The following is a 25,598-nucleotide window of genomic DNA, read 5'->3' on the forward strand; positions in this document are numbered from 1 at the left end:
TCCAGGCCTCCAATCTCCGCCTCGCCCCAATCCACCCCACCTGGCTCCTGAAGCCGCCTTGATCCTCCCTGCCCGTTAAGCTAGAGTCTTAAAATTCCATCGAAAACAGCGAGTGCAGCAATGAAATTTCTCGTCTCTCAAATGGCGGCCCTGGTCAAAAGTGGCCAACAGAAGGCCAATACACGGCTGATGGTCCGTTTTCTGTTCATCCTGTTCAGCTTCTTTGCCGCCTTCACCGTCCTGTTCCACTTCCTGATGGCCTACGAAGGTCAGACGCATTCCTGGATCACCGGCCTGTACTGGACACTCACGGTCATGAGCACCCTTGGCTTCGGCGACATCACCTTCACCTCCGATCTGGGACGTTTCTTTTCCATCTGCGTGATGCTGAGCGGCGTCGTGTTCATGCTCATCGTGCTGCCCTTCACCTTCATCCAGTTTTTCTACGCACCCTGGCTTGAGGAACAGAACAAGGCCAGGGCTCCGCGCAAGGTCCCGGAAACCATGTCGAACCATGTCATCCTGACCTTTTGCGACGCGGTCACCCTGACCCTGGTGGAAAAGCTCAACCAGTACGGCATCCAGAGCGTGATCCTGGTCCAGGGTCTGCAAGAGGCCCTGAACCTGCACGAGACGGGCCTGAACGTGGTCCTCGGAGAGCTTGACGACCCGGAAACCTATCTGCGGCTGCGGGTGCGCGAAGCGGCCATGGTCGTGGTCATGAACGAGGATGTGGCCAGCACCAACATCATCTTCACCATCCGCGAGGTCGCGGACAAGACCCCCGTCATCACCAATGCCGACCAGGAGGACTCCGTCGACATCCTGGATCTCGCGGGCAGCACGCACACCTACCAGTTCACCAAGATGCTGGGACAGGTCCTGGCGCGGCGGGTCATGGGGGTCAGCATGAAGGCCAATGTCATCGGCAACTTCGCCGAACTGCTCATCGCCGAGGCGCCCGCCATGAACTCTCCTCTCCAGGGGCGAACACTGGCCGAGAGCAGGCTACGCGAACTGACCGGCGTGAACGTGGTCGGCATCTGGGAACAGGGCCGCTTTCAGCTGCCCGATCCCATGACCGCGATCGGCGCGTCCACGGTGCTGGTCCTGGCGGGTTCCGAGGCGCAGCTCGACACTTATGACTCGCTCATGGGCGCGACAATGCTCAGCAAGGAACACAGCGGGCCGGTGGTGGTTCTGGGCGGGGGCAGGGTCGGCATGTCCGTGGCCAAGACCTTGAACGAAAGGGGCGTGGACTACCGCGTGGTGGAAAAAAAGACGCTCAGGAACACGGAGGATTCGAGAATCATCCAGGGCAGCGCGGCCGATCTGGACATTCTCATCCTGGCCGGAATCAACGAGACGCCGTCCATCATCATCACCACCCACGACGATGACCTGAACATCTTCCTGACCATCTACTGCCGCCGTCTGCGGCCCGACGTACAGATCATCAGCCGGGCCAGCCTGGACCGCAACATCAACACCCTGCACCGCGCAGGGGCCAATCTGGTCATGTCCTTTTCGTCCCTGTTCACGACCACGATCCTGAACCTGCTCAACCCCGACAAGCTGCTCATGCTCTCCGAAGGGCTGAACATCTTCCGCTCGGAGCCGAGCCCGGCCATCGTGGGCAAGCCCCTGCGCGAACAGAAGATCCGCCAGTCCACCGGGTGCAGCATCATCGCCATCAAGCGGGGCGAGGAAATGCTCTTGAACCCCGAGCCGGACACCATCGTGTCCAAGAATGACGAGCTCATCCTGATCGGGACGGCGCAGGCGGAGAAAAACTTCATCGAGCAGTACCCGGCCGCCTAAAAAACGGCCCAAGCGCGCTCACAAACCGGCGCACCTGGCTTTCTTCTTCATCACTTCGCAGAGGAACCTTCGTCCATGGCTCGGCGCAGGATGCCCAGCAACTCGCCCTTGTCCAGCACGATCGGATTTCCGTGCATGCTCGATGCCCGCGAAGCCTTTTCGACCACCTCTTCCATGACCTCCTCGGTCAGTCCCAACGCCCCAAGTCCGCGAATGCCAAGGTCGGAGCAAAGTGACCGCGCGAATTCCAGTCCGTCTTCGGCGCAGGCGGCCTCCATGCCGGTCAGCAGCCGTCCGACCTCGTCGTATCTGGCAAGTGCCGGGTGTTCCGGGGCCACGTGACGCAAAACGCGGATATTGGCCTCCATGACATGAGGCAGCAGGGCCGCGCAGATCTCGCCATGCGCCGCGCCGAGCATACCTCCCAGGGGAGCGGCGAATCCGTGCACGGCTCCGAGCTTGGCGTTGGCCAGGGCCATGCCCGAGAACAGGCTGGCCAGGGCCATGTCCGAACGCGCGCGCAGGCTGGCCCCGTCCCGCACCGCGACGCGCAGCGAACGCGCCGCCCGCGTCAAACCGTCGCGACAGAGCGGATCGGTCAGAGGACTGGCCGCATGCGACACGAAGCACTCCATGAGCTGGGTCAGGGCGTCCATGCCGGAGGCGGCGGTCTGCGCGGAGGGCAGGGACACGGCCAGTTCGGGATCGACGATGGCCAGGGCAGGGATCAGATTCGGCGCGCGCAGACTGGCCTTGACCCCGTGCGCAGGGGAAAGGAGCACGGCGTTGGCCGTGACCTCGGACCCGGTTCCGGCCGTGGTCGGCACCGCGACCATGGGCAGGGGCTCATGCTCAAGGGGCGTGCCGCGTCCGACCACCTCCAGGTAATCGAACAGGTCGCCCGTATTGGCGACCAGGGCGGCCAAGGCCTTGCCCGCGTCGATGACGCTCCCGCCGCCGATGGCCACGACCACATCGCAACTGGCCTGCCGGGCGGCTTCGGCCTGCGCCGAAATGAATCCGGTTTCGGGCTCGCCGCCGACGGCCACGCAGAGCACGTCGTCCATAACGTCCTTCAGCTCCTCAAGCAGCCAGTCGCAGCGCTCGGGGCGGCTCCCGGTCACTAGCAGGCAGCGCCTGCCCAAGTGAGAAGCGTGCGTGGCCACGCCCGCCCTTGAACCAATGCCGAAAACCACGCGCGCGGTGGAAAAGGAATATATCATGTCGCCTCCAGAACTTCCCTTTTATGCCCTCGCGCAGCCGTCCACAAGCGGGAGCGTTCCGGCCGGTGCAAAAAAAAACCGCAATCTCTTGCGAGTGCGGTTTTTAAAATGTGAAATCAGCCGGTTCTAGAGGTTGCGATACACCCTGCTTCCGGGAGCCACGTCGTCCACGACCCAGACATTACCGCCGATGACCGCGCCCTCTCCGATGGTGATGCGCCCGAGGATGGTCGCGCCGGAATAGATGGTCGCGTTGTCCTCGACGATGGGATGACGGGCGATGCCCTTGACCAGATGTCCGTTCTCGCCCTTGGGGAAGCTCTTGGCGCCCAGGGTCACGCCCTGATAGAGGCGCACGTTCCGGCCGATGATGCAGGTCTCGCCGATGACCGTGCCCGTGCCGTGGTCGATGAAGAAGGACTCGCCGATGGTCGCGCCGGGATGGATGTCGATGCCGGTGGCCGAATGGGCCATCTCGGTGATGATGCGCGGTATGAGCGGCACGCCCAGAAGATAGAGCTCGTGGGCGATGCGGTAGTTGGTCACGGCCCGGATGGACGGGTAGCAGAAAATCGTCTCGCCCGGATTCTTGGCCGCCGGATCACCGGCGAAGGCGGCCTGCACGTCCGTGGCCAGCATGTGACGGATGCGCGGCAGGGTCTTCAGGAATTCATTGGAGAGGTTTTCGGCCCTCACCTCGCATTCAACGGAACAGGAGTTTTCGTCCTTCTCGCAGGCGAAGCAAAAACCGCGCTCCACCTGCTGGGTCAGTTCGCGGCGTACCTTCTCAAGCTTCGAGCCCACGAAATAAGCCATGTTCTGGGGCGTGATGAAGGATTCCTTGAAAAAACCCGGAAAAAGCACGGAGCGCAGCCGTTCCACGATCTCCGAGAGAAGCTCCACCGAAGGCATGGGCGAACCGAAAGACGGCTGGTGATAGACGCCTCTGTAAGATTCGGGAGCACAGAGGCTTTCCACCACTCCGCTCAGGACATTGTCGATCTTCAAATATTTGGCCATGCTCAGCTCTTGGATGCAAAAAGTTCAGTGGACAGATAGCGCTCGCCCGTGTCGCAGATGATGGCGACGATGAGCTTGCCTTCCATTTCCGGTTCCCGGGCAAGCTGCAAGGCAGCCCAGACATTGGCACCAGAGGATATTCCGCACAGGATTCCCTCTTCGCGGGCAAGGCGACGGGCCATGATCATGGCGTCCTCGTTGGAAACGGCGACTATGCGATCAATGGTGCCACGATCAAGGACTTCGGGAATGAAATTGGCGCCGATGCCCTGGATCTTGTGCGGTCCGGCCTGCCCGCCGCTCAGCAGAGGCGAGGCCGCCGGTTCCACGGCTACGGCCAGAAAACCCTGCTTGCGGCGCTTCAGGGTGCGCCCCACCCCAGTGATGGTCCCGCCCGTGCCCACTCCGGCCACCAATACGTCGATGCGTCCGTCGGTGTCGTGCCAGAGCTCTTCGGCCGTGGTCCGCTCGTGCATGGCCGGATTGGCCGGATTGACGAACTGGCCGGGCATGAACCCGTCCTCAAGGGACGCCAGGATCTTTTCCGCCTCGGCCACGGCTCCGGCCATGCCCGCCGACGCAGGCGTCAGCACGAGCTCCGCGCCCATGGCGGAAAGAAGCATGCGCCGCTCAACGCTCATGGACTCGGGCATGGTCAAAATGAGATGATAGCCGCGCACGGCGCAGACAAAGGCCAGACCCACGCCGGTGTTGCCGCTGGTGGGCTCGACAATGACCGATCCGGGACGAAGCCTGCCGCTGCGTTCGGCCTCGTCGATCATGCTCAGCGCGATGCGGTCCTTGATCGAGGACAGCGGGTTGAAAAATTCGAGCTTGACCACGACATCGGCCAGGCAGCCGGTGGTCAGGCGGTTCAGGCGAACCAGGGGGGTATTGCCGACCAGGTCGGTCATGGAATTTGCAATCTTCATAAAGCCTCCTGAAAAGGGCTGACGGCGCGAAAATGAACCAGGACGGGGGGTAAGTCCAGGCAAAAAAAATCCGGCCCTAGGCCGGATAGAAGCATGAAAAAATAAATCTTACTCCAAACCCTTGGTTATGAAATCAAGAGAAGTGAGAGCATCTTTCAGGCGCTTGCCGGGAGAAAATTTAATGTCTTTTCCCGGATGCGGGTCCTCGCCCTTGCGCGAGGCGCGTTCGACCACGGCCATGGTCCCGATGCCCGGCAGGTTGATCTTGTCCCCCTTGCTCAAGGACTCGGTGATACTCTCCATCATGGCGTCCACGACCCGTTCGGCCTCCTCCTCGGAGTAGCCCATTTCGGCCTTGAGGCGCTTGATGAGATCTGCTTTTTCGACATGAATCTCGGCGTTTTCCACTGCCATAAACGTCACCTCGCATTGGTATGGCTCATTAGATAGACAAAACCGCCCGCGCGGTAAAGAGCTTCACAAAGCTTTGTGAAATATTTATTGAAATGGCCCCCAATACTGCTTGAGGCTATGGGGGGTTATCCTTGCCTTGTCAATCCCGGGAGATCCGCAATGAATAGACCACACCTGCTCGTCGAAGAACGTGACGCCTGCGCCATAATCGCCTTCGTGGACAAACGCGGCCGCGCCACCCACGCCAATATCGTCAAAACCATCGACGCCCTGAAGAAAATGGCCCACCGCTCCGGCGACATCAACAGCGAAGGCGACGGCTGCGGCATCCTGACCGACATTCCGCGCTCCATCTGGGGGCAAAGGCTGGAAAATGCGGGACTGAGCCGCCACCTGAGCGAAAGCCGGGGCTTTTTCGTCGGCCACTTTTTTCTGCCTGCGGACGCAGCCGAGCAGGCCGGAGATTTGAAGGAGCGGCTGCGCGCCATCCTGACCGCATCCGGCGCGGAAACTCTCCTGGAAGTGGACGACCAGATGCACGCTGCCGAGCTCGGGCCCATGGCCCGGACCGAAGCGCCTCTTTTTCTGCAAATCTGCGGCCTGGTCCGCGACGACAACCGGCAGGAAGGCGGCAAGCGCCTCTTCAACATCCAGATGGAACTGGAGCGCGCCCTGCCCGATGCGCATGTCTGCTCGCTCAGCCTCGACAGCGTCATCTACAAGCTGCGCGGCACTCCCGACCTTCTGATCCGGGTCTACCCGGACCTGCAGAACCCGGACAGCAAATCGCTGATCACCCTCGGCCACAGCCGCTATTCCACCAACACCCTGCCCACGGCCCACCGCGCCCAGCCCTTCTCGCTGCTGGGACACAACGGGGAGATCAACACCATCGAGAAGCTGCGCAGCTCGGCCCGCGCGCTCGGCATCATGCCCACGCCCGGAGGCAGCGACTCCCAGGACCTGAACCGCATCCTCGAAGGGCTCATCCATGTGCACGGCTTTGAATTCATGGAAGCACTGGAGATGGTCTTCCCGGCCATCCACACCGAAGTGGAACGCATGCCCGCCGATCTGCGCCGCATGTACGGCTTCTACCGCTGGTTCTTCGCCCCTTCCGCCCAGGGCCCGGCGGCCGTGGTTTCGAGGTTCGGGGACATGTGCATGGGCAGCGTCGATGCCCTGGGCCTTCGCCCGCTGTGGTTCGGGGAGAGCGACTACGACTATTTCCTGTCCTCGGAGAAGGGCGTGGTCGATCTGCAAAGCACCATTCACGATCCGCGCCCGCTGGCCCCGGGCGAAAAAATCGCCATCATTTCCGGCGCGGGCAAGCGCGGCGAGGTGCTTGACTATTGCGCCCTGCAGGAGCGCCTGAAGCGTCTGTTCGAACAGGGACGACTGACCCCGCTGGCCGACAATCTGCACCGCAAAATCCCGGAATCCATCCTGAACTGCCCGGAAGGAGCCTGCCACGAGCTGCGCCGCTTCTTCCGGGACCGGCCCGTGTTCGACGACGGGGACTGCCCGGCCGTCTCGGCCCTGCTGGCGGCTTTTGGCTGGCACAAGTACGACCAGAACATGCGCAAACACGTCGCGGCCACGGGCAAGGGGCCCATCGGCTCCATGGGGCATCAGGGCCCGTTGTCCTGCATGGACGACGAAAGCCTGTCCAACGTCAGCGACTATTTCAAGGAGAACGTGGCCGTGGTCACCAACCCGGCCATTGATCGCGAACGCGAGGCCGAGCACTTCTCCACCGCCGTCATCCTCGGCGACCGCCCGGACAACCCGGACCGCCCGCCTGTGGGGCTACGCCTCAATACCCCCATCCTGCTCGGCGGCGAGTTCAGCCCCGCCCTGTCCTCCCTCGATATCCTGTCCGTATGCCGGGAACACGGCACGCACACCCTGGAACAGGTCCTTGATTTCTTCACCGCCCAGCAACGCGACCCCTCGCGCATAGCCATCCTCGACGCCACCTATGTCCCGGACCAGGGGCTGGCCAGTCGGCTGGACGAGCTTGAGGACGAAGCCTCCCAGGCCGTCGGGCGCGGCGCCGCCATCCTCGTTCTGGACGACAGCGCGAGCTTTGTGGACGGACGGGTCTACATCGATCCGGGCCTGACCACGGCCTGGCTGCACCGCGCCGCCGAAACGGGCCGCATCCCCCGCCTGCCCTCGATCATCGTGCGCAGCGGAGCCATCCGCAACCTGCACGATATCATGTTCGTGCTTGGTCTCGGCGCCGCCGCCGTGAACCCCTACATGCTCTGGAAACAGGCCTACGCCCAGGCCGAGAGCGCCGAAGGGCTCCAGCGCACCCTCTCCAACACCCTGACCGCGTTGCAGACGGGCGTGGAAAAGATCATGTCCACCATGGGCATCCACGAGCTGTGCGGATATGGCCGGATCTTCTCCTCCATCGGCCTCAAGCGGGAGCTTGAGGAAGTTTTCGGATGCGCCAACTTCTGCTCCTCCTCATCCGCCGGGCTTGGCTACGCGGAACTCGAAGCACAGGGCCGCAAGCGCGCGGAACTGGTCCTCCAGGGGCTCGAACGCAAGCTCGCGGGCGATCCCAGGCGCAACGCCAGAACCGGAAAAATCCTGCGCTCCGTGGCCGTGGGCAAGACCGGCTATCTGCAGATGGCCGAAGCCCTGGACGAAGTGGACCGGGACAACCCCGTCGGCCTGCGGCATCTGCTCGACATCACCACCCGCGACACCGCGCCCCTGCCGCTTGAAAACGTGGACATCTCCATCGGTCGGCACTCCATGCCGCTCCTGATCTGCGCCATGTCCTTCGGCTCCCAGGGGGAAAGCTCCTTTCGGGCCTATGCCGAGGCCGCGCGCAAGACGAACATCGTGTGCATGAACGGCGAGGGCGGCGAGATTCCGGACATGCTCGGCAAATACCGGGAAAATCGCGGTCAGCAGGTCGCCTCGGGACGCTTCGGCGTGTCCATGGAACTTTTAAACTCCGCCCGCTACCTTGAAATCAAGGTCGGCCAAGGCGCCAAACCCGGTGAGGGCGGCCACCTGCCCGGCTCCAAGGTCACGGAAATGGTGGCCCAGGCCCGGCACTGCAAGCCAGGCATCGCGCTCATTTCACCGTCCAACCATCACGACATCTATTCCATCGAAGATCTCTGCCAGATCATAACCGAACTCAAGACCGCAAACCCCGAGGCGCGCATATCCGTCAAAATCCCGGTCACCAGTGGCGTGGCCACCATCGCCGTGGGCGTGGCCAAGGCCGGGGCGCACATCGTCAACATCAGCGGCTTCGAGGGCGGCACGGGTGCGGCCCGCGAACACGCCAAGAAATATGTCGGCCTGCCCGTGGAGATCGGCGTCACCCAGGCCCACCGAGGGCTGGTCGAGGCGGGACTGCGGAATCAGGTCGAGCTGTGGTGCGACGGCGGCGTGCGTTCCGGAGCGGACGTGGTCAAGCTCATCTGCCTTGGCGCGGACCGGGTCGGGGTGGGCACGGTCGCGCTCATGGGCGTGGGCTGCATCAGCTGCGAGCAATGCCATCTGGACATCTGCCCGCGCGGCATCTCCACCCAGATCCGCACCGTGGAAGAGGCCAAGGCTCGCGGCGTGAAACTCTTCAAGCCGCTGCAAAGCGAGGTCGAAGCCGAGAATCTGGCCCGCCTGCTGCGCGCGTTTGGCGACCAGATCCGTCACATCCTGGCCGGACTCGGTGAAAGGAGACTGGCCGATCTGGTCGGGCGTACGGACCTTCTGGTCCAGGCCCGGGGCCATGATCAGGTCGACCTGACCGACCTCCTCGTGCCCGCGCCCATGGACTCCGTGAAATCATACTGTCCGGTGCCGCGCATCGTGCGCAGGCCGCTGGACAACCTGACCCGGCTCATCTCCGACATGGCCATCTCCACCCTCGGCCAGGAGTGCGGGTTCGTGCAGTACAAGGAAGAGAACGTGCGCTCCGTGGACCGCGCCGTGGGCACCTATCTGGCGGGAGCCATGGTGCGGGAGCGCGCGGCGGACGACCGGGGCAAGGTGGAACTGCTCCTGACCTCCTCGGTTCCCGGCAATGGGCTGTGCGCCTTCAATATCGACGGGATCGGCACCGTGGTCGAGGGCGGCGGGCAGGACGGCATCGCCAAGGGGGCGCGCGGCGGCGAGGTCTGTATCCTCAAAGGCGTGAACATCCTCGGCCAGCGCGTGGACGGGTCCGTGGGCAAGTCCCTGGCCTACGGCGCGCTTTCCGGCACGATCATGGTCCAGAACCAGGCCGACTCACGCGCCTGCGTGCGCATGTCCGGAGCCGATGCCATCTTCGGAGGACGCATCACCGCGCCCGTCGACGACGAACTCGGGAACATCGCCTCGCGTGCGCATCTGAAGGGTTTCGCCTTCGAGTACATGACCGGCGGCCGCGCCGTGGTCCTGGGCGATCCGGGCCCCTGGATGTGCGCTGGCATGACCGGCGGCGTCATCTACCAGTGCCTCTACCCGGAATGGAACTTCGGCCGCGAAAATCTGCAGCGCCGCTTTTCGAGCGGAGCGCACGTGGTCATCAAAAACCTGGACGAGGACGATATCGCACAGGTACGGGAGTTGCTGGACAAGTATGTAGGCACCCTGGAGCAGAGCTTCCAGAACGACGAGGCGCGGATCGTGCGCGGGCTGGCGGATGAGGCTCAGGCGCGCTTCGTCAAGATCGTGCCGGGGCGAGGCACGGGCATCAAGCCGGAATGAAAGGGCACATGGCGCCGGGACATCCAATCCGGCGCCATGCCGCCATACATTGACGGACGGCGTGCGGCGCGACCGCTGGGAGTCAAATCAGGCTGAAACCGCCGTACATGATCCCGGCGAAAATGCCGAAATTGAAGGCGCTGATCCAGGTCGTCCACGTGTAGCGACTCTTGTATATGGCCACCGCAATGACCCCGACAGTGATGAGTATGACGACCAGCCATTCCAGGCTGCCCCCGCCCCACTCCAGCAGATCCCTGGCGACGTAGATCTGCCCATACCCGAGCAACCCGCCATGCAACGCCGAGACCACACCGAAATGACTCAAGAAATCGTCGATAGCCTGGATGAACAGACAGATGATCACGGCGCCTAGGGCCAAGATGAATTGCGTCATGCTCCTCTCCTGAACTGCGCATAAGGCTTGACGGACATTCCAGACAAAACCCTTGCAATAAACAGGTTACACCAATCAACTCCTTTTCAGCAGCGGCGCCTTGAGCCGCATCCTGGAAAAATTCGATTCCGGTATCTTGACTCCCAAGACGGGTCTGTCCCGGACTTGCATGGCGGCTTGTGGGCGGGGAACGTATTCACAGCAGACACGGGGAAGTCTATCCAGGACGCACTCCCCGCAGGAATCGATGAGCGTCAGATCCAGGGTGAGAACAACGTGTTCGCGCTCATCCTCGAAGCCCTTCTTGGCGAAGAACCTGATGGCCGCCGCATTGTCGGCATCCGTATCTACGACAAACTGGCAGGCCCCGGCGTTGATCATGCGTTCCTGCAACTGTTCGTAGAGTTTGTGGGCCACGCCCATGGACTGGAATTCCCTTTCCACTCCCATCCAGACGATATAGCCGTACGCCCATGAATCCTTGCATGTGAGGGTGCCGATGATGAATCCAGCCAGGGTGTCGCCCACATGAGCCACGAGACTGAGCCCTGGTTCGGTGCTGAAGTGTCCGACCACCTCCCGTTCGTCCCAGGTACTGTACAAAAAGGGATAGAGCTCTTTGGTGAAAAGACGCTCGCCCATATGATAGACCTCGGCCAAGTCGTCCAGTTCCATCTCACGGATGCAAATTTTACTCTCAGAACAACTTTTTGCGCCCATGTAATAACTCTCTTTTTTACCATTGTACGGCAATTTTATGATATATTCGCGATAATTTCCGATTATTACAACTCTAAAATATAGACTTAGCGATGCATGATTTAGCTGTATTTACTATCTTATTTGCCCTGATACTCGAAATACTTGCAATAATAAATCTTGAGAGTAATACTTATACTGCAATCTCATTTGATATTTTTTGAATTTGCGCTCAATGTTGCGTCAACCGGCCCAAACAGAGCGCCATGAACCAGGCTGGTCAATGTGGCAATCCTGTTCCAGGATCGCAGTCCGGCGGAAAAATTCTTCCATGAGCGTCTGGCGGCCTTGGAGCGCGGTTCGCATTCAGGGCAGTCCTTGACGCCAGCATCCGCAGCGGCATTCTTGCCGCCGCCCAGACTCAAGGTCAGGACCACATGCTCCCGCTCATCCCGGAAGCCCTTCTTGGAAAAGAACCGAATGGCGGCGGTATTGCTGGCGTCCGTGTCCACCACAATCTGGTGCGCCCCGGACTCGGCCATGCGCAGGGCCACCCTGCCGTAAAGCTCATGGGCCACGCCGAGCGACTGAAACCTGCTGTCCACACCCAGCCAGATGATGTAGCCGTAGATCCGTGATGTCTTGGTGATAAGGGAGCCGATGATGAACCCGGCCAGTTCGCCGTCCACATCGGCCACGAGACTGAGCCCTGGTTCGGTGTTGAAATGCCCGACCACCTCCCGCTTGTCCCAGCTGCTGTACAGGAAAGGATAGAGTTCCTTGGTGAAGAGTCGCTCGCCCAAGTGATAGACTTGAGCCAGGTCGTCCAGCGCCATCTCGCGAATGGAGATCCGGGGGACTGTGCGGGGCGGGGTGCTCACAATTTTTGACTCCCACTGCTTCACCATGGCGGACCAATTTCGCGAGGGTTCCATGCTTTCCTCCGTTGTCTGCATGATTCGATCACCTGATTTTGCTCATTTTCTGTTCCCTAATATTTTACTCTTATGCCAAAGCAATCTTATGCCCATACTTCTACCGAGCACATTCCGCGAATGTAATGCATAACAATATTAAAATATGAATGCCCATAATACGTATCTGTACGTATTATGGGCATTCAACGCCCTGGGTATTTAACCCGTCAATCAAATATAATACTGAAATAATTGTTTTTTATTTTTCAGAAGGCTGTCATCTGAGAGACAAGCGGCGTACTACTTAAAAAAGTGACGAAAAAAATACAATATATTGAAATATAATGACAAATGAAAAATAACACTAGGTAGTACGTAGTTTTCGAACAGCACCACTCTTTCTCGATTTTTCAAAGCATGATCCGTGTCGGATCGCTTGTCCCCGGGGTTCTCCGGCAGAGAAAATGAGCCTTCGGTCGCATGCAACCGTCTGTTTGGACGGCAATATGCCCGACCCGTCCATGAGGACCAAAGGCTCATCGTTCCAAAATCACAAAGGCAGGCCCATGGCGATAACGGCCACGGCAACACAAACCGGAGTGATCAGAAAAGCGGCCACAAAACGCCGCAGTCGCCTCTCCTTGATACAGACGGCACACATCCCCTTGCTGTCATCGGCAAAGTACAACCCGCATTTTGGACACGCATAGATAGTCATGAGAAAGCCCTCCATTTATTTCCCGAATGACTATCATTTTTTACGGACTTTACCATCCATTATCGATGAAAACGGTAATAAATATGCACATATACTGATATAAAAATATTAAATCATACTTATAAAAAGCAGTATATAATCATATTTACTACGTAGTTTATACTTATAAAACTGAAACGCAGCTAAAGATTTAAGTCCGTATCTGATCCCGGAGTCCACAAACACCACTTATTGCCGTGAAGTCCCGGCCGGAGATTCCCCGGTGCCGATCCCTTCAGTGTACGAGGATGACGCGTTGCCTGACAGACCTGCAAAATACGTCCGTACGTCTGTCTCTGAATCTCCATACCTGGCGTGCCATCCTGCCGGAACAGGCATTTCCTCGTAAAGCTCCACTCGCCTGGCCTCAAGCAGCCGTACGGGACGTCCCATCCATTCGGCGGCGCAGTACACGCGCCTTCCCGCATGTTCCGACAGAGCCCTCAGCCACTTCAGACCGTCCACGCAGCGCAGCAAATGGTGATCAAGGATGACGTTCCCGACGTTTTTGACCAGGCGAACGGCATTGCGCCAAGCCTGCTCGCGCTCCGCCGCGCCCAGTTGGGCGCGGTACAGAGGCGGACCAGCAGCGAGCACGGTTGTCGGCCGCCACTCGATGATGTGGTCCACGGCGCGATCGTCCAGGAGCTGAATGTCGGAGGCATGCACGAACACACGGCCGTGACCTGTGATTCGGGTCATCATGACCGAGCCACCACGACTTTCGCAAGCGCCATGGGGATAAAGGGGCGAAAAGGAGATGTCCCCCAGATCCAACCCTTGCGCCACGCGCAGTTTAAGACCGAATATGCGCATGAGCGTATCGAAACGCGTGCGCATGCCGGGCGAAAGCGAGGTCGCGGATGGACACCAGCAGCGCCGCAAGCCCGTGGCTGGCGGGAGATGACGGATATCCAATTGGTAGGGATTGGCGCTTGCCAGGGGGATGTGGTCGCCGTGAAAATGGCTGACGACAACGTCCGTGGCCGTTCTGAGCTCAGCCAGGATCCGCCTTCTGACCGCGATTCCCATGGCGATCTGCAAGGGATGCGGCAGCAGTCCGTGGCGGACGTAGCCAAGGGCTATGCCGGGATCGATGACGATGCGCCGCCCCGGCGTTTCGACCACGCAACACAGGCCGCGAACCCCCAAGGATTCCGTGCCGAGTATGTCGATAGTCATACCCATGGCCAGGCTCCGCCGTATTGCCCATGTTTCGGCTGACCGGACTTGAGCGCCCCCGCAGCATTTTCGATCATGAAATCCCGCTCTCTTGGCAACGCTAAAATTGATAAGACATCCGTGGCCAAATGCCCAGACGGCCGGCACGGCAAGCCGTGATCCGAGCCTTCTCAATGAAAAATTTCAGACAGGACCAGAAACATACAAAACAAAATTACGCATAAAAAGAAGTAGTTTTTTTCATAAAAAATTGAAAATATTAAAAAAAAAATATCGCATTAAGCATATTATTGATGCAATGATTTTTTTTTGTTAAATCAAATACAATACTCATTATTACCATTGACATCCATTCATAAATAAGTATTTGATAAAATCATTGATATTTTTCATTCATTTATAATTTTTTGCATATTTTTTTTATCACTGCGTTCAGTGTATGTAATAAAAAAACGATTCGACCGGGCGCACCATCATGTTCGTTCGTCCAACCCATCTGAAAGCTTCCACCTGTGAATCCACGATCCCTCTTCGTGAGCAGTCGCCACACATTTGCCCGAAAACAGCCTTGCCGCCCGAGCAAAAACCGGTCGCAGCTCCTGACACTGACGTCATGAATTTCACCATGACGTCCGCATCTCAAAGCTGACCCACTAAAACGCGAGATAGGGCCAAGCCATGGCTGCCGACAACCGCCAACTCTTTGCTCATCCGCGAAACGGGAGATGGGAACCATGATAAAACAGTATCACACTGGAGGTGGAAGATGAAAAACATTTCATTCATTTATACTGAAAACATGAATGTTTAAAACAAAGTTATTTGTTTTAAACACAAACAGTCATGAGTAAACTCAAAATTTAAATCATATAACAAGACTCACCACGAATTTAATACATACGTAATAATTATTGGAGGAATACAAAATGCTAAAACATATACTTATCCTAATTATTTTCTGTTTTCCAATAAATGTTTTTGCCGAAGAAGCAAATTACATAGTCATCAATCAAGGATCAGAGTCTCGTTGCATGTCGGCCTTATCAAATGATAAATTTTGCGAGGACGATTATAAAGGAAATTATTATCTTGGAACTGGCGATTGCGTAACTATTGAAGATGATCGTGTTAACAGCGGCCACTTGATATTGCGTGCGGATTGCCTAGGATTACACTGCCCATTGTATCGTTTTAGTAAATATATATACGTATATGGAAAAAATCCTGACTCTCCAGAACCTGTACTCGGAACCGTAACTTTTTTATCAGACGGCTCACGCATCAACCAAATGATTTGGCTACATGATTCCAAGCAGTCATTTTTCCCTCTACGCAAATAAAACAACTTAATTTACATCAAAAACTCCATGAGAGCTGTTATGAATTCATCTATACAAATAATCCAATTAATTTATTCACAAGGAGATTATTATGCGCAAATTCATGCATTTAATTTTCTTCAGTGTTATCGCAATGCTCTGCTTGCATGTTCAGGCGCAGGCAGATTCTTGTTTCAAGATGATCAACATTGACTCCGAGGACAGCGCTTCGTTTTTTGCTTACAGTGTCAACGCTGATGGCCAGGTGGTCGGAGAACGCTGGTGCGCATCTCAAAGTCGGGCATCACTTTGGGACCCCGCCAACGGAATGAGAGATCTCGGTATTCTTCCGGGTGCGATCAGCAGCACTGCGTACGGCATCAACAGCCAGGGGAATGTCGTGGGCGGTTGCAGCACTCCCGAAGGCAAGCAGGCTTTTCTGTGGGATTCCGTAAACGGCATGAGGGATCTTGGAAATCTTCCCGGCGGGACCCACAGCGTCGCTTACGACATCAACAGTCACGGCCAGGTGGTCGGTTACAGCGGCATCCCCTCGAAAAAGAGCGCTTTTCTTTGGGATCCGGCAACAGGAATGAAGGAACTGGGAAACCTCAAGGGAGGAAATCAGAGCAGGGCCTACGGCATCAACGACCACGGTCAGGTTGTGGGATTTAGCGGCAATTCGGCATGGGGCCGGGCATTTCTATGGGACGAAACATCCGGGATGAAGGACCTGGGCTGCCTCCCTGGTGGAACCGAAAGCAAGTCATACGGCATAAACAACAGCGGTCAGGTGGTAGGATTCAGCTCCACTCCTGCGGGAAACAGAGCCTTCCTGTGGGATCCGGCCAGCGGAATGAAGGATCTGGGAACGCTCCCCGGCGGAATTGAAAGCAGGGCCTTCAAAATCACGGACGATGGAATCGTGGTTGGGTTCAGCGTCTGTTCCTCCGGGCACAGGGCGTTTATCTGGGATTCCGTAAACGGGATGCGGGATTTGAACGTCCTGCTTGAAGAGGAGTGTAATAAGGAGGGACGCTTATTGACCGATGCCCGAGCCATCAGAAAAGACAGAACGGGCAATACACTCATCGCCACCCGGCATTGCAATGGCTGCTGCATTGTCGAAAACGTCATGATGAGCAGCCTTGGAAACTGAAGTCAGGGCGCCTTGAATTCCTGTGGCGTTTAGAATCAGCCCCGGTTTTCACACCGGGGCTGATTTGTCCGGAGTAAGACAACAGCATGAAACTAATCAGAGTATGCAATAAGTTTCAATCCACACCCCCCTTGAAGGGGCGACTCCGGACCGGCGTACCCGCCTCCATCAAAGTTTCAATCCACGCTCCTTGTTGTGAAGCGACATTTTCAGTGCGAACGCATTCACCTCCTCATTGTGAAACGCAACAGCGGCACTGACCGGGAACACGCGTTTCAAGCTACAGTTTTTCAAGCAAGGTGACACTACCTGGAAGATCTTTTTTAATATGCAGCCTGTAGTCGGCATAGGAACGGGCTGGCACCGCTTCGGCCCCACCAACGGACTCAACCGTGATTGTGTTGAACAGCACATGCGCGTGGGCGTTGCCCAATTTATTGTCATGTCTGAAAATGAAAAGCTTTCTGGCGGCCATTTTGCCACGAGCGGCTGAACGGTCGTGTTCGAACATGTTCAGGAGAGACTCCCACAGCAAGGCCACATCCTCTTCGGAAAATCCGGTCTGAGCGGCCAGGGCGGCAGAGACGAAGCCCTCCATGCGGTACAGCGCATAGGGCACGACATACTTGCTGCCCATGGTCCTGTTTTCTCCGTGCTGCACGTCAGCCTCTTTGCTCGTGGTCACGGCCATGCGGATGATCTTGACCTCCTGAGGGACAATGGCATCAACGCTGCGGGCGAAAGTGAACTGCACCGGACCGCGCACCTGACCACAGTTCACCTCGGTGGTCATGACCGCTCCGAAACTGCGGACGTCATAAAAATTTGCACACATCCACTCCGTGAGCCGTCTTGAATCGTCGCCGCATTTTGGCGGTTTCCTGCTCTGCGGCTCAAGATCGCAGGCCGTATAGGCCATACGGTGCTGGTCGTTGAGGACGGCTTTTTCGCGGACATAGATATTGAAACCTTCCTGACCGCCTTTGCGCAACTCCACGTAATTGCGCACTTTTCGCTTCAGACACACGTCCGTAACCAGGCCAAATCCGGTCTCGGGGTCTATGCGCGGCATGTTGCCAGCATCCGGGTCGCCGTTGGGATTGCCAAATTCCACGTCGAAGAAAAAGACAAAATCATATCGATTATCAATGATACCCATGCGAAGGCTCCTGATTGATTTTTCCGTGGCAAACATTCTTTTGCTGATAATAACCTATATTGAAAATTCCTTGCTCCAGCAGGGTGAGATGAGCCGGAAAAGTGTCGATGCCCTGCAGTACGTCACGAATTTTTTTGGTGTACGCATTTTCGAATACGCCTTTCTTGAAATGCTGCCGGGAACACCGCAAAAGTTCAGGAAAAACACGGGAAGGGGTTGCGGAAGCGACATTGAAGTATCGGTCACGAAACGCTCCGCCAAGCTCATACCCCAATACGCCCTGCTGCTTCTTTTCCAATATCGCAAACAATCGGCCCAGAAGATAAGGGCTGTCTGTCCGCGCTTCATCAAGAGATTCACGAATGTCACCCGCAATTTCAGGATGATTGCGCAGAAGACAGGCTTTCAGCGTGGCAGCTCGCAGGTATGTGACCTGCCTGTCCGTACGGATTCGGCTCAGCACGATGGAAAACAGAGATTTCGGATAGCAGGATCCGGTCAGGATGCTGCGAACGAGGGCACCACCGAGGATGGGCGGAATGGTGTCGAACTCATTGCCATGCGGACTTTTTCGGCCCTGATGGCTCGCCGTCGCGCAGAGCAACTGCCGGATGGAAGGAAGTCTTGGCTGCGAATCGTATTGCCTTTCGATGGCAAGGGCCGCGTAATGCCGGGCCACCGCATGCACGAGCTCGCCGAGAGGACTGCAATGCCAGAAACGGACCACGAGGCGCGCCCTGTTCGCCTGAAGCCCGAGGATATGGCACTGGCTCTCCAGCTCCCCGTCGCCAAGCGAACCAGGCCCCGACTCTGCCTTGCTCAGGGCCATGAGCATTTCTCGGACCGCTTGCGCGGTCATTGCGCCCGTTGCGCGTGAACACTGCTCTTCACCTGAAGCGTCATCCGCGGCCTGCGGCAACATCAGCGTACGTATCGCGTCTTCCGCTCCGGGCGAGTCCGCCCAGAAGACGGTTGTCGTGCCGCCAATCTGGATGCTATGCCCGTTGTCCTTGTGGAGCAGATGATTGAGCGCAGTCGTGTAGGCAAAGGCGGCCTCTTCACCTACCGGAGCGTTGTAACTCTGCTCCTTGCCATAGGAAGAGAACGCATCCTTATTGAACGAGACAAGAGCCGCGCCTGTGGTTTGCGAGTCCTTGACCTCTTTCAAGGGCTGATGAATCCGGGCGATGTTTTGCACACAACCCGTGACAAGACATTTTGCCTTGATCTTGAACTTGTTCTGGCCCCAATTCAGCCAGTTTTTTTCCCAGTATTTCCGAAAAGCCGGTCTTTCATGGACCAGACAGGAATCGCCCTGCAGTTTGAAAGCGATGATCCCCGAGATGACAGCGTCCTGGTGCTCCCAGTCCGAAACCGTCCTCGGATTCCAATCCCGCAGGAATTTTAGCACGGCAAGAATGCCCACATCCTGCGTCGCGTTGCCCAATTCCTCGACGATGTCGCGAAATGCCCGTCCATGCTCTGGAGCCAGCCTGTCACCTTCGATGCCCAGAGAATATTTCGCCTTGTCCACAAGAACATACGCGGCGACATTCGATTTCCGGCATGCGGCTTCCAGCGTCCACGGAACCAAGCTTCGCTGACCGCTGCCCCCGCTTTTACCGCTCTCGCCAAGAGAAATGACCCGCTCCAGTTTCCCCTGTTCCGAAATTTCTACAACATGGGTGATGCGCTGATACGTGTACCCCGGAAGGGGAATGCCGAAGCGCCCGTCATTCACCATCCGCTGGTAGTATTCATGGAGCGCGGAGAGAATCATTGACGCGACTCCTTCCAGTATCTGGCCACTTCAATGACGCCGCCTTCGATGCGCGGGTGATAAAAGAGAGGAGTCATATCATCGCTGAAGTCGATGTCGTAAAGCATCACTCCCAGATCACGCGAGGGGTGATCCCACAATTTGGAGACAGGCATCGTGCCTTCCAGCAACTCAAAATGCGCTGGAAACTCCCGGCATCCCAGATATGGACGATGGAAGCATTTTCCAGTTCGCGCGCGACGATTGAAGCAGTCCAGATGCTTGCCAAAACTGTCATCGGGTCCCGCCCTTTCAGTCAGTTCGAAACGGGCCTCGATAACATACGCGACATTGCGCAGCACCAGCGAGGTTCGCTGCTGACGAACACGGACATCGTTGGCGACAAGCTCCAGGGGCTTTTTGTGCTTCAGGGCCTGCACTACCTTGTCCTTGGAAACGGTCTCGCCGACCTCGTTTCTTCGGATGGAATCGAACACGATCGGATTGAGCACGCCAATCCTGATCACCACCCAACGTATCGCCGGTTTCCAATATATCGCTTCAAGAATGCCACGCGCCGCAGAAGGAGTCATTACCTCATAACTGACTCGCTCCACCTTCATTTCGGGGCGTGTGAAGCATGCGTATTCACCCCAAACCAACAATCGTATCCCATGGGCCATTGCTCACCTGCGACGATTACAGGGTTTGCCGAGGGGTCGAACGTCTTTTTGTGCCGCGCGTTCAAGTATTTATTACGCAAAATTTGAAACGATAAAAAAATGAATATAAAAATCAAATCTATAAAATCATACTTATTTACTATATAAATAAATGAATAAATCAAAATAATATTATAACGGTTCAATTTAATGAAAAAAAATTATATTTGTTTTCGATTATAGCACAAACAAAAAAATTAAGACAAGATTATTGTCGCGTCATACATTTAGTGCGCATTTACTGTGAATAAAATTTGTTATCAAAACGACAGCAAAGATTGTCATACAAAGATTTTGAAATAGAATGTATCGTATTTTTAAATAACCAACCTTCAAAATCCAAGACGTCGCGCCCGGCACAGAATTGTGCAGGTAGTCTCGGAAAATCAGGCCGTCACTGTCGGCAGGATTGAAATGCTTGATTTAAGGGAAGTCCCAAGAGAATCGAACGGTCCGAAGTTTTCCGGCAGATCAGGCCCAAGTCGAATGTAAAGTTCGCCGAATGAATGCGTTGAAGCACCTTACATCATATGGATAAAGCGGCAGGACCGAAGCCCTGCTCCTTGCCAGTGAGCAACTCCATAAATGCGGATCTACTGTTCATGGTACATGCCTCCTTATTGGGGTCATAATCCATAAACACTGCACTCCGCATACCACACCGACAACCAGCTCTTTTCATTCATCTCTTTAATGTATTGAAATTTTACCAGGGAACCTACTGTAACAATTATCGACGCGAGAAGCCCGCGATGAATGCAGTCAGGATAAATTGAAACACCAATTCAAAGAATTACATGAATATATGCTGCTGTAAGAAATTCCAACAGACACTGTTGCTTTTAGCCTTAAAGCCCCAGCGAGGGCACTCGGGCATGGGTGCTCCGCCGCGATTTCGTTCATGGAGCGGCTCTTGTAACGGCATGACTCCCTGAAAAGCAGAGCCAGGTTCAACCGGCACCGTCACCGCTTCATTTTCCGGTCGGAAGCGAAGAGGCTTTCGTTCAGAGCTTCGTCACCAGCCTGCGCAAATGTCTTCAGAATATCCCATTCGGCCTTGATACGGGCCCTGATCTGGTCCCAGCCAAGTTCGTCATCATGCCGCCGGATGGAGGGACCGGATCGCAGGTTTTCATACGCCGCGAGCGCCTTGCGCGCGGAAGACGCCATCGAAAAGACATCGGCCGTGGCGCGAGCGGAGGCGACCAAGGCCGCCCTCTCTTCCCGCGAACGCCCATGAACCCACTGTAGCGCAGCGTAGAAGGCCTCCCTTGTCTCCTCCCTGATCACCCGGCCGTTATCCCCGTCCACGACGACTTCCCGGACACCCGGCGCATCAAGGGCCACCACCGGCAGGCCGGACGCCATCGCTTCGGTCAGGACCATGCCCTGGGTTTCGCTTTTCGACGCGAACGCGAACACGTCCATGGCATTGAGCGCATCGGCGAGGGCGTCCTTCTCCAGTACGCCACAGGTATGGAGCCGCCCGCTCATGCCGGCCCCGGCAAAGATATGCTTGATCGCCTCCAGCGAAGGCCCGGCGCCGACCAGCAGAAAAACCGCCGCGCCATGCTCCTTCATGAAGTCCGCAACCGATCGTGCGAGAAATTCCAGGTTCTTTTCGGGGGCCAGGCGGCCCATGTGCCCGACCACAAACGCATCCTCGGGGATATGCTTTTTCATCCTGAAATCCCGACCCTTGCCCTTTGTAAAGCGCTCCACGCTAACCCCTGTGGGCACCACCAATACCGGCGAGGTGACGCCGCGCCGGATCAGCATGTCGCGAATGCTCTGGCTTGGCGCAAAAACCTGATCGGCAAGATTGGCATAGCGAGTGGACAGCTCGATGACGAAACGCTTCATCGCCAGCGAATCGCCCGGCACATAGTGCGTGTACTGCTCGTAAAGCGTGTGATGGGTGAACACCAGCGGCAGGTCGAACTTGCGGGCTATCCGCAGAGCGGTCATGCCGAGCAGGAAGGGATGCTGGGAGTGGATGACATCGGGGCCGAATTCCTCCATCCTGTCGTACAGTCCCCGCGATACCGGCAGCACCACCGAAAAGTCGCTGCCATTGAAATGCTGGATGGCGGGAATACGGAAGACATCGGTTTCATGCTCCGGCGCATTCTCGAATTCCGGCGCCACGACCAGCACGCGGTGCCCCAGTTCCCGGTATGCCTTCGCGAACGCTTCCACCGAGCGCGCCACGCCCCCCACGTGCGGTGTGAAAGTGTTCGTGATGAGCGCGATGTTCATGACGGGTTTTCCTTTGTTGCCACGATCACGGTTGTGGCGCTTCGTTCCAGCGTGACAGGCTCATGGCCTGGGAGACGAACGTCGATGAGCGGCTGCTGATCGCGCCATGCCGTTCGCAAGACGATTTCAACGCTGGTTTCCGAGACTGGATTCAGGGCAATCGACACCGGACCGAAGCTTGTGGGAGCCGGTCCGAACAGCACGGGTCTGCCTTCCTTCAGCCAGCGCCCGGGAATACCCGCACACAGAATCAGACGATCGCCCTCTTCACGCACAAAAGAGTTGCGCACCATTAGGACCCATTCGGCCGCCGCCCAGACATGATGGCCGTCCCCCATGCACCCTCCCCGGGTATGCGGATGAATCGCTTCAGGCCACTGGCCCGTCGACGTCGCCAGCCCGGCCACCGCGTCCATCAGCTCCAGATGCCGGGGGTCATTGGCTCGTAGCAACACCTGAGCCACATGCAGGGTCAGATACGCGTTGAGACCGGAATGGATCATGTCCTGAAAAAAAGCGCCTTCGATGAAACAGGCTTTGAGCAGAAACTCCGCGCAATCGAGCAGCCGGGGATCGTCCGGGGCATGCAGTTGCAGGGGGTAGCCGGAAACGATCGACCCGATGGCGCCGGAATCCAGCCGCCGATACGGCGAAGCCGGCATGCCCGGACGTCCCAGCCGCTGCGCGCAGGAAGCCAGGCTGCGCTCCACCGACCCGGTGAAATCGACGGCGGCGCGCGTGAACTCCGCAGCCATGTCGGCATCGTGGCCATGGACCAGAGCCGCTGCGCAATGCAGTCCGGCAATGCCCCAGAAGTCATCCCAGTAGTAGTAATCGTTGGGACCGAGGTGCTCGGCGCTGAATCCCGCCGGCAGCAAGCCCGCATGTGGGGCGGCGAGTGTGTCGGAAAGACGCTTGCGTATGATCCAGCGCGCGCCGCGTGCAATCACGCTGCGCCAGTCGGCGGTCAGTTTCCTGCCGCTGATTTGCTGGTAGCGATGCAGGATCCACAGCACCTCACCGTTGGAATCCCACTCGCCGTCCTGCGACCGAAAATAGCCGAGCGGAGTCTGGCGCTCCGGAAAGCGCCTGAGCGCGCGTTCGGCACGCGCCTCCAGGCCCACGCACAGCAGGGCATGGATGATGTAGGCGGCATCACGAAACCAGAAACGCCTGTAGGTCGATGGGCCCGGGTACACATCGTCCGGCGAATGCAGAATCAACGAGGTGATCGCCGCGTCATAGAGTTCCTGGTACTTGCGATCGGGACACTGCAACATGCACGCGCCTTCGCGCAGATCCGTCCAGGCATTTTGCGCAAGCACGGGGGCCTTGTGCTGCAGCGGAATACGGGCGGTCAGGACCCTCTCGCCGTCTTCGGGTATCGCGAACAGCGCCGCCGCCGTCACCATGCCGTGGTCGCAACTGCCCGCGCCGCGTTCTTCCATTTCGGCGTGGGCATGCGCCTGCCTCAAATGAAGCGCGACATCGCCATGGCCATAATCGGATACAAGGTGACGTTCCACCGGCGCGCTGAACACGACACTCTGTTCCTCGTTCACGGTCCAGGTCCTGCGATCAGGGGAAAGAGCCACCTCATTGATGAAACTGATCCCTTCCGCATTGGCCGGGCGCAACGCGAGCGCCAGCCAGGCGGGGCCGTCGGCCCGGGCCGTCAGAGTTAGCACGCACACCGGCATCCCGCCTTCGAGTTCAACGCTCGCCGTGCTGCTCAGGATCAGGCCGCCCTCCTGAACCCGTGTCGTGATCGCAAGGCCGCTGGACATGTCCTGCCGCTGATCGCCGCTCAGGCTACGCGACGGAAACAGGTTGCGCCCACCTTCCGTACACACCCAGCCGTCCAGGGACCAGCCGTCCAGGCAGGGCGTCAGGAGTCCGCGCGGATCGACCAGCGGAAATTCCTCGCAGTCGGGATAACCGAGCGCGGTCCAGTTGCGATGGGTGAGATTGATATGCGAGACCGAAAATGCGCGTGGAATGAATGATTCGTCATTGGGGTTGAATTGGCGTTCGACCCAGTAGGGCCACACCCAGTCCATGTTGTACTGGATCACGCGGCTGTTGATCAGGCCGCGCGCGTGAAACACGACCCCCGCACGCAACAGTTCAACCGGTTCGCCCACTTCGGAGGGCTGAGCGAAACTGCGCAGCCGCGCGAGCAGTTCGATCGGATCGAGGAAACCCTGGCGACGCGCCGCGCGCCGTATGATGTATTGCAAAAAGGTCCATTTTGAAAATTTCATGAGCTGTCCTTGGTGGGTCCTGCCCTTTTCCCTGCTTCAGGCCCGGGCTTGCCGCCCTGCACGACTTCGCTTTTCCGCGAATACGCCGCCAGAGCCCGCCGCGCCAGTTTGTTGAAATAAAGCAACGCAACGATCGTCATGACGAACCCCAGGCCATAGATCGCCCACTGCAACGGCGAACGCTCCATTTCACCCCGCAGTAGGCTTGCCAGATCGGCGGTGATCGAGCCCAAGTAGACGTTGTGCAACGAAAACGGAATGAACCCGATCAGCGAGCCGAGCACGAAGCCCTTGAACGTGAACCCAGTCAGTCCGAAGAGATAATTGGAAATCTTGCCCGGAAAGAACGGGATCAGCCGGGTGAGCATCACGACTTTCAAGTCGTGACGCGCCATTTCTTCGCTGACGACCTGCAACCTGCCGTGACCGACGATGAACCGCGAGGCGCGCTCGCCAAACAGGTGGCGGGCGATCAGGAAGGCCAGCGACGCGCCAATGGCCGTACCCGCCACGACCAGCACGGTCCCCTTGCTGACGCCGAACACGAAACCGGCACCCGTGGTGACGAAAAAGCCCGGCAAAAGCAGGACCACTACCGCCGCCATGAGCAGGATGAAGTAGACTCCGGCCATCACACCCTGCGCGTCTATCCACTCCAGCAATGCGACCAGTTGCTCGTGAAGATCGAAATAGACGAGCACGGCGAGAATCAGGCCGACAAACACAATGCCCGAGGCAATGCCAAGCAAAGGTCTTTTCATGCCTGTCGCGACGAATGAAGTGAAAGCACTGGATATGGATTTGATCATTTCCTTTTTTACCTGGGCTGTGAAATTTATTCGAAAATTTGAAAGCAGCTTACAAATGCTA

At 57.5% G+C, this 25,598-nt stretch carries 19 protein-coding genes; 4 read left to right on the forward strand and 15 right to left on the reverse strand.

Annotated elements, in window-relative coordinates:
* Positions 1-120 precede the first annotated feature (120 nt).
* Positions 121-1,821: a potassium channel family protein gene (locus BMZ40_RS06065; RefSeq protein WP_092373213.1), complete on the forward strand. Its 1,701-nt coding sequence runs from the start codon at positions 121-123 to the stop codon at positions 1,819-1,821.
* Positions 1,822-1,871: 50 nt separating this feature from the next.
* Here BMZ40_RS06065 and BMZ40_RS06070 read toward each other — a convergent pair whose 3' ends face one another.
* The 4 genes from BMZ40_RS06070 to BMZ40_RS06085 form a co-directional block, all read right to left on the reverse strand.
* Positions 1,872-3,044, reverse strand: coding sequence for an iron-containing alcohol dehydrogenase (locus BMZ40_RS06070; protein ID WP_092373214.1), 1,173 nt, complete (start codon positions 3,042-3,044; stop codon positions 1,872-1,874).
* A 126-nt stretch (positions 3,045-3,170) separates the two neighbouring features.
* A complete protein-coding gene (epsC, locus tag BMZ40_RS06075; protein ID WP_092191217.1) occupies positions 3,171-4,064 on the reverse strand; it encodes a serine O-acetyltransferase EpsC in 894 nt (297 codons plus the stop codon).
* 2 nt (positions 4,065-4,066) lie between these two features.
* Complete coding sequence (gene cysK / locus BMZ40_RS06080; protein ID WP_092373215.1) at positions 4,067-4,996, reverse strand: cysteine synthase A; 930 nt, start codon at positions 4,994-4,996, stop codon at positions 4,067-4,069.
* A 108-nt stretch (positions 4,997-5,104) separates the two neighbouring features.
* A complete protein-coding gene (locus BMZ40_RS06085; RefSeq protein WP_092373216.1) occupies positions 5,105-5,410 on the reverse strand; it encodes an HU family DNA-binding protein in 306 nt (101 codons plus the stop codon).
* Between the two features lie 159 nt (positions 5,411-5,569).
* Here BMZ40_RS06085 and BMZ40_RS06090 point away from each other — a divergent pair, with 159 nt between their 5' ends.
* Positions 5,570-10,135 carry a glutamate synthase-related protein gene (locus BMZ40_RS06090; RefSeq protein WP_092373217.1) on the forward strand — a complete coding sequence of 1,522 codons (4,566 nt, stop codon included), beginning with the start codon at positions 5,570-5,572 and terminating at the stop codon, positions 10,133-10,135.
* Positions 10,136-10,217: 82 nt separating this feature from the next.
* Here BMZ40_RS06090 and BMZ40_RS06095 read toward each other — a convergent pair whose 3' ends face one another.
* The 5 genes from BMZ40_RS06095 to BMZ40_RS06115 all read right to left on the reverse strand — a co-directional run bounded on the left by BMZ40_RS06095 (position 10,218) and on the right by BMZ40_RS06115 (position 14,093).
* Positions 10,218-10,532, reverse strand: coding sequence for a hypothetical protein (locus BMZ40_RS06095; RefSeq protein ID WP_092373218.1), 315 nt, complete (start codon positions 10,530-10,532; stop codon positions 10,218-10,220).
* Between the two features lie 75 nt (positions 10,533-10,607).
* On the reverse strand, positions 10,608-11,207 hold the full coding sequence (locus tag BMZ40_RS06100; RefSeq protein ID WP_245751043.1) for a GNAT family N-acetyltransferase: 600 nt from the start codon (positions 11,205-11,207) through the stop codon (positions 10,608-10,610).
* Positions 11,208-11,437: 230 nt separating this feature from the next.
* Entirely contained in the window at positions 11,438-12,166 is a 729-nt protein-coding gene (locus tag BMZ40_RS06105) for a GNAT family N-acetyltransferase (protein WP_245751044.1), read from the reverse strand.
* A gap of 532 nt (positions 12,167-12,698) precedes the next feature.
* Positions 12,699-12,866 (reverse strand): hypothetical protein, encoded by a 168-nt coding sequence (locus tag BMZ40_RS19510; RefSeq protein WP_177193042.1) that lies wholly within the window; start codon positions 12,864-12,866, stop codon positions 12,699-12,701.
* Positions 12,867-13,094: 228 nt separating this feature from the next.
* A complete protein-coding gene (locus BMZ40_RS06115; RefSeq protein WP_092373221.1) occupies positions 13,095-14,093 on the reverse strand; it encodes an MBL fold metallo-hydrolase in 999 nt (332 codons plus the stop codon).
* Between the two features lie 920 nt (positions 14,094-15,013).
* On the opposite strand from BMZ40_RS06115, the gene BMZ40_RS19145 reads away from it, so the two are divergent.
* Both BMZ40_RS19145 and BMZ40_RS06120 read left to right on the forward strand, forming a co-directional pair.
* Positions 15,014-15,427, forward strand: a complete 414-nt coding sequence (locus BMZ40_RS19145) for a hypothetical protein (RefSeq protein ID WP_143075558.1) — start codon at positions 15,014-15,016, stop codon at positions 15,425-15,427.
* A gap of 91 nt (positions 15,428-15,518) precedes the next feature.
* Entirely contained in the window at positions 15,519-16,565 is a 1,047-nt protein-coding gene (locus BMZ40_RS06120) for a DUF3466 family protein (RefSeq protein ID WP_092373222.1), read from the forward strand.
* A 280-nt stretch (positions 16,566-16,845) separates the two neighbouring features.
* Here BMZ40_RS06120 and cas7c read toward each other — a convergent pair whose 3' ends face one another.
* The 6 genes from cas7c to BMZ40_RS06150 form a co-directional block, all read right to left on the reverse strand.
* On the reverse strand, positions 16,846-17,724 hold the full coding sequence (gene cas7c / locus BMZ40_RS06125; protein ID WP_092373223.1) for a type I-C CRISPR-associated protein Cas7/Csd2: 879 nt from the start codon (positions 17,722-17,724) through the stop codon (positions 16,846-16,848).
* Positions 17,711-19,504: a type I-C CRISPR-associated protein Cas8c/Csd1 gene (gene cas8c / locus BMZ40_RS06130; protein ID WP_092373224.1), complete on the reverse strand. Its 1,794-nt coding sequence runs from the start codon at positions 19,502-19,504 to the stop codon at positions 17,711-17,713. The genes cas7c and cas8c overlap by 14 nt, the downstream gene beginning before the upstream one ends.
* Complete coding sequence (gene cas5c, locus BMZ40_RS06135) at positions 19,501-20,166, reverse strand: type I-C CRISPR-associated protein Cas5c (protein WP_092373225.1); 666 nt, start codon at positions 20,164-20,166, stop codon at positions 19,501-19,503. Before cas5c ends, cas8c begins: the two co-directional genes overlap by 4 nt.
* Positions 20,167-21,168: 1,002 nt before the next feature.
* The gene (locus BMZ40_RS06140) at positions 21,169-22,464 is read right to left on the reverse strand and encodes a glycosyltransferase (RefSeq protein ID WP_092373226.1); all 1,296 of its coding nucleotides are present in this window, start codon (positions 22,462-22,464) and stop codon (positions 21,169-21,171) included.
* Positions 22,461-24,728, reverse strand: a complete 2,268-nt coding sequence (locus BMZ40_RS06145) for a hypothetical protein (RefSeq protein WP_092373227.1) — start codon at positions 24,726-24,728, stop codon at positions 22,461-22,463. Before BMZ40_RS06145 ends, BMZ40_RS06140 begins: the two co-directional genes overlap by 4 nt.
* Positions 24,725-25,537 carry a TVP38/TMEM64 family protein gene (locus BMZ40_RS06150; protein ID WP_177193043.1) on the reverse strand — a complete coding sequence of 271 codons (813 nt, stop codon included), beginning with the start codon at positions 25,535-25,537 and terminating at the stop codon, positions 24,725-24,727. Before BMZ40_RS06150 ends, BMZ40_RS06145 begins: the two co-directional genes overlap by 4 nt.
* Positions 25,538-25,598 lie beyond the last annotated feature (61 nt).

The organism is Desulfomicrobium apsheronum, from assembly GCF_900114115.1.
Taxonomy (GTDB): Bacteria; Desulfobacterota; Desulfovibrionia; order Desulfovibrionales; family Desulfomicrobiaceae; genus Desulfomicrobium; species Desulfomicrobium apsheronum.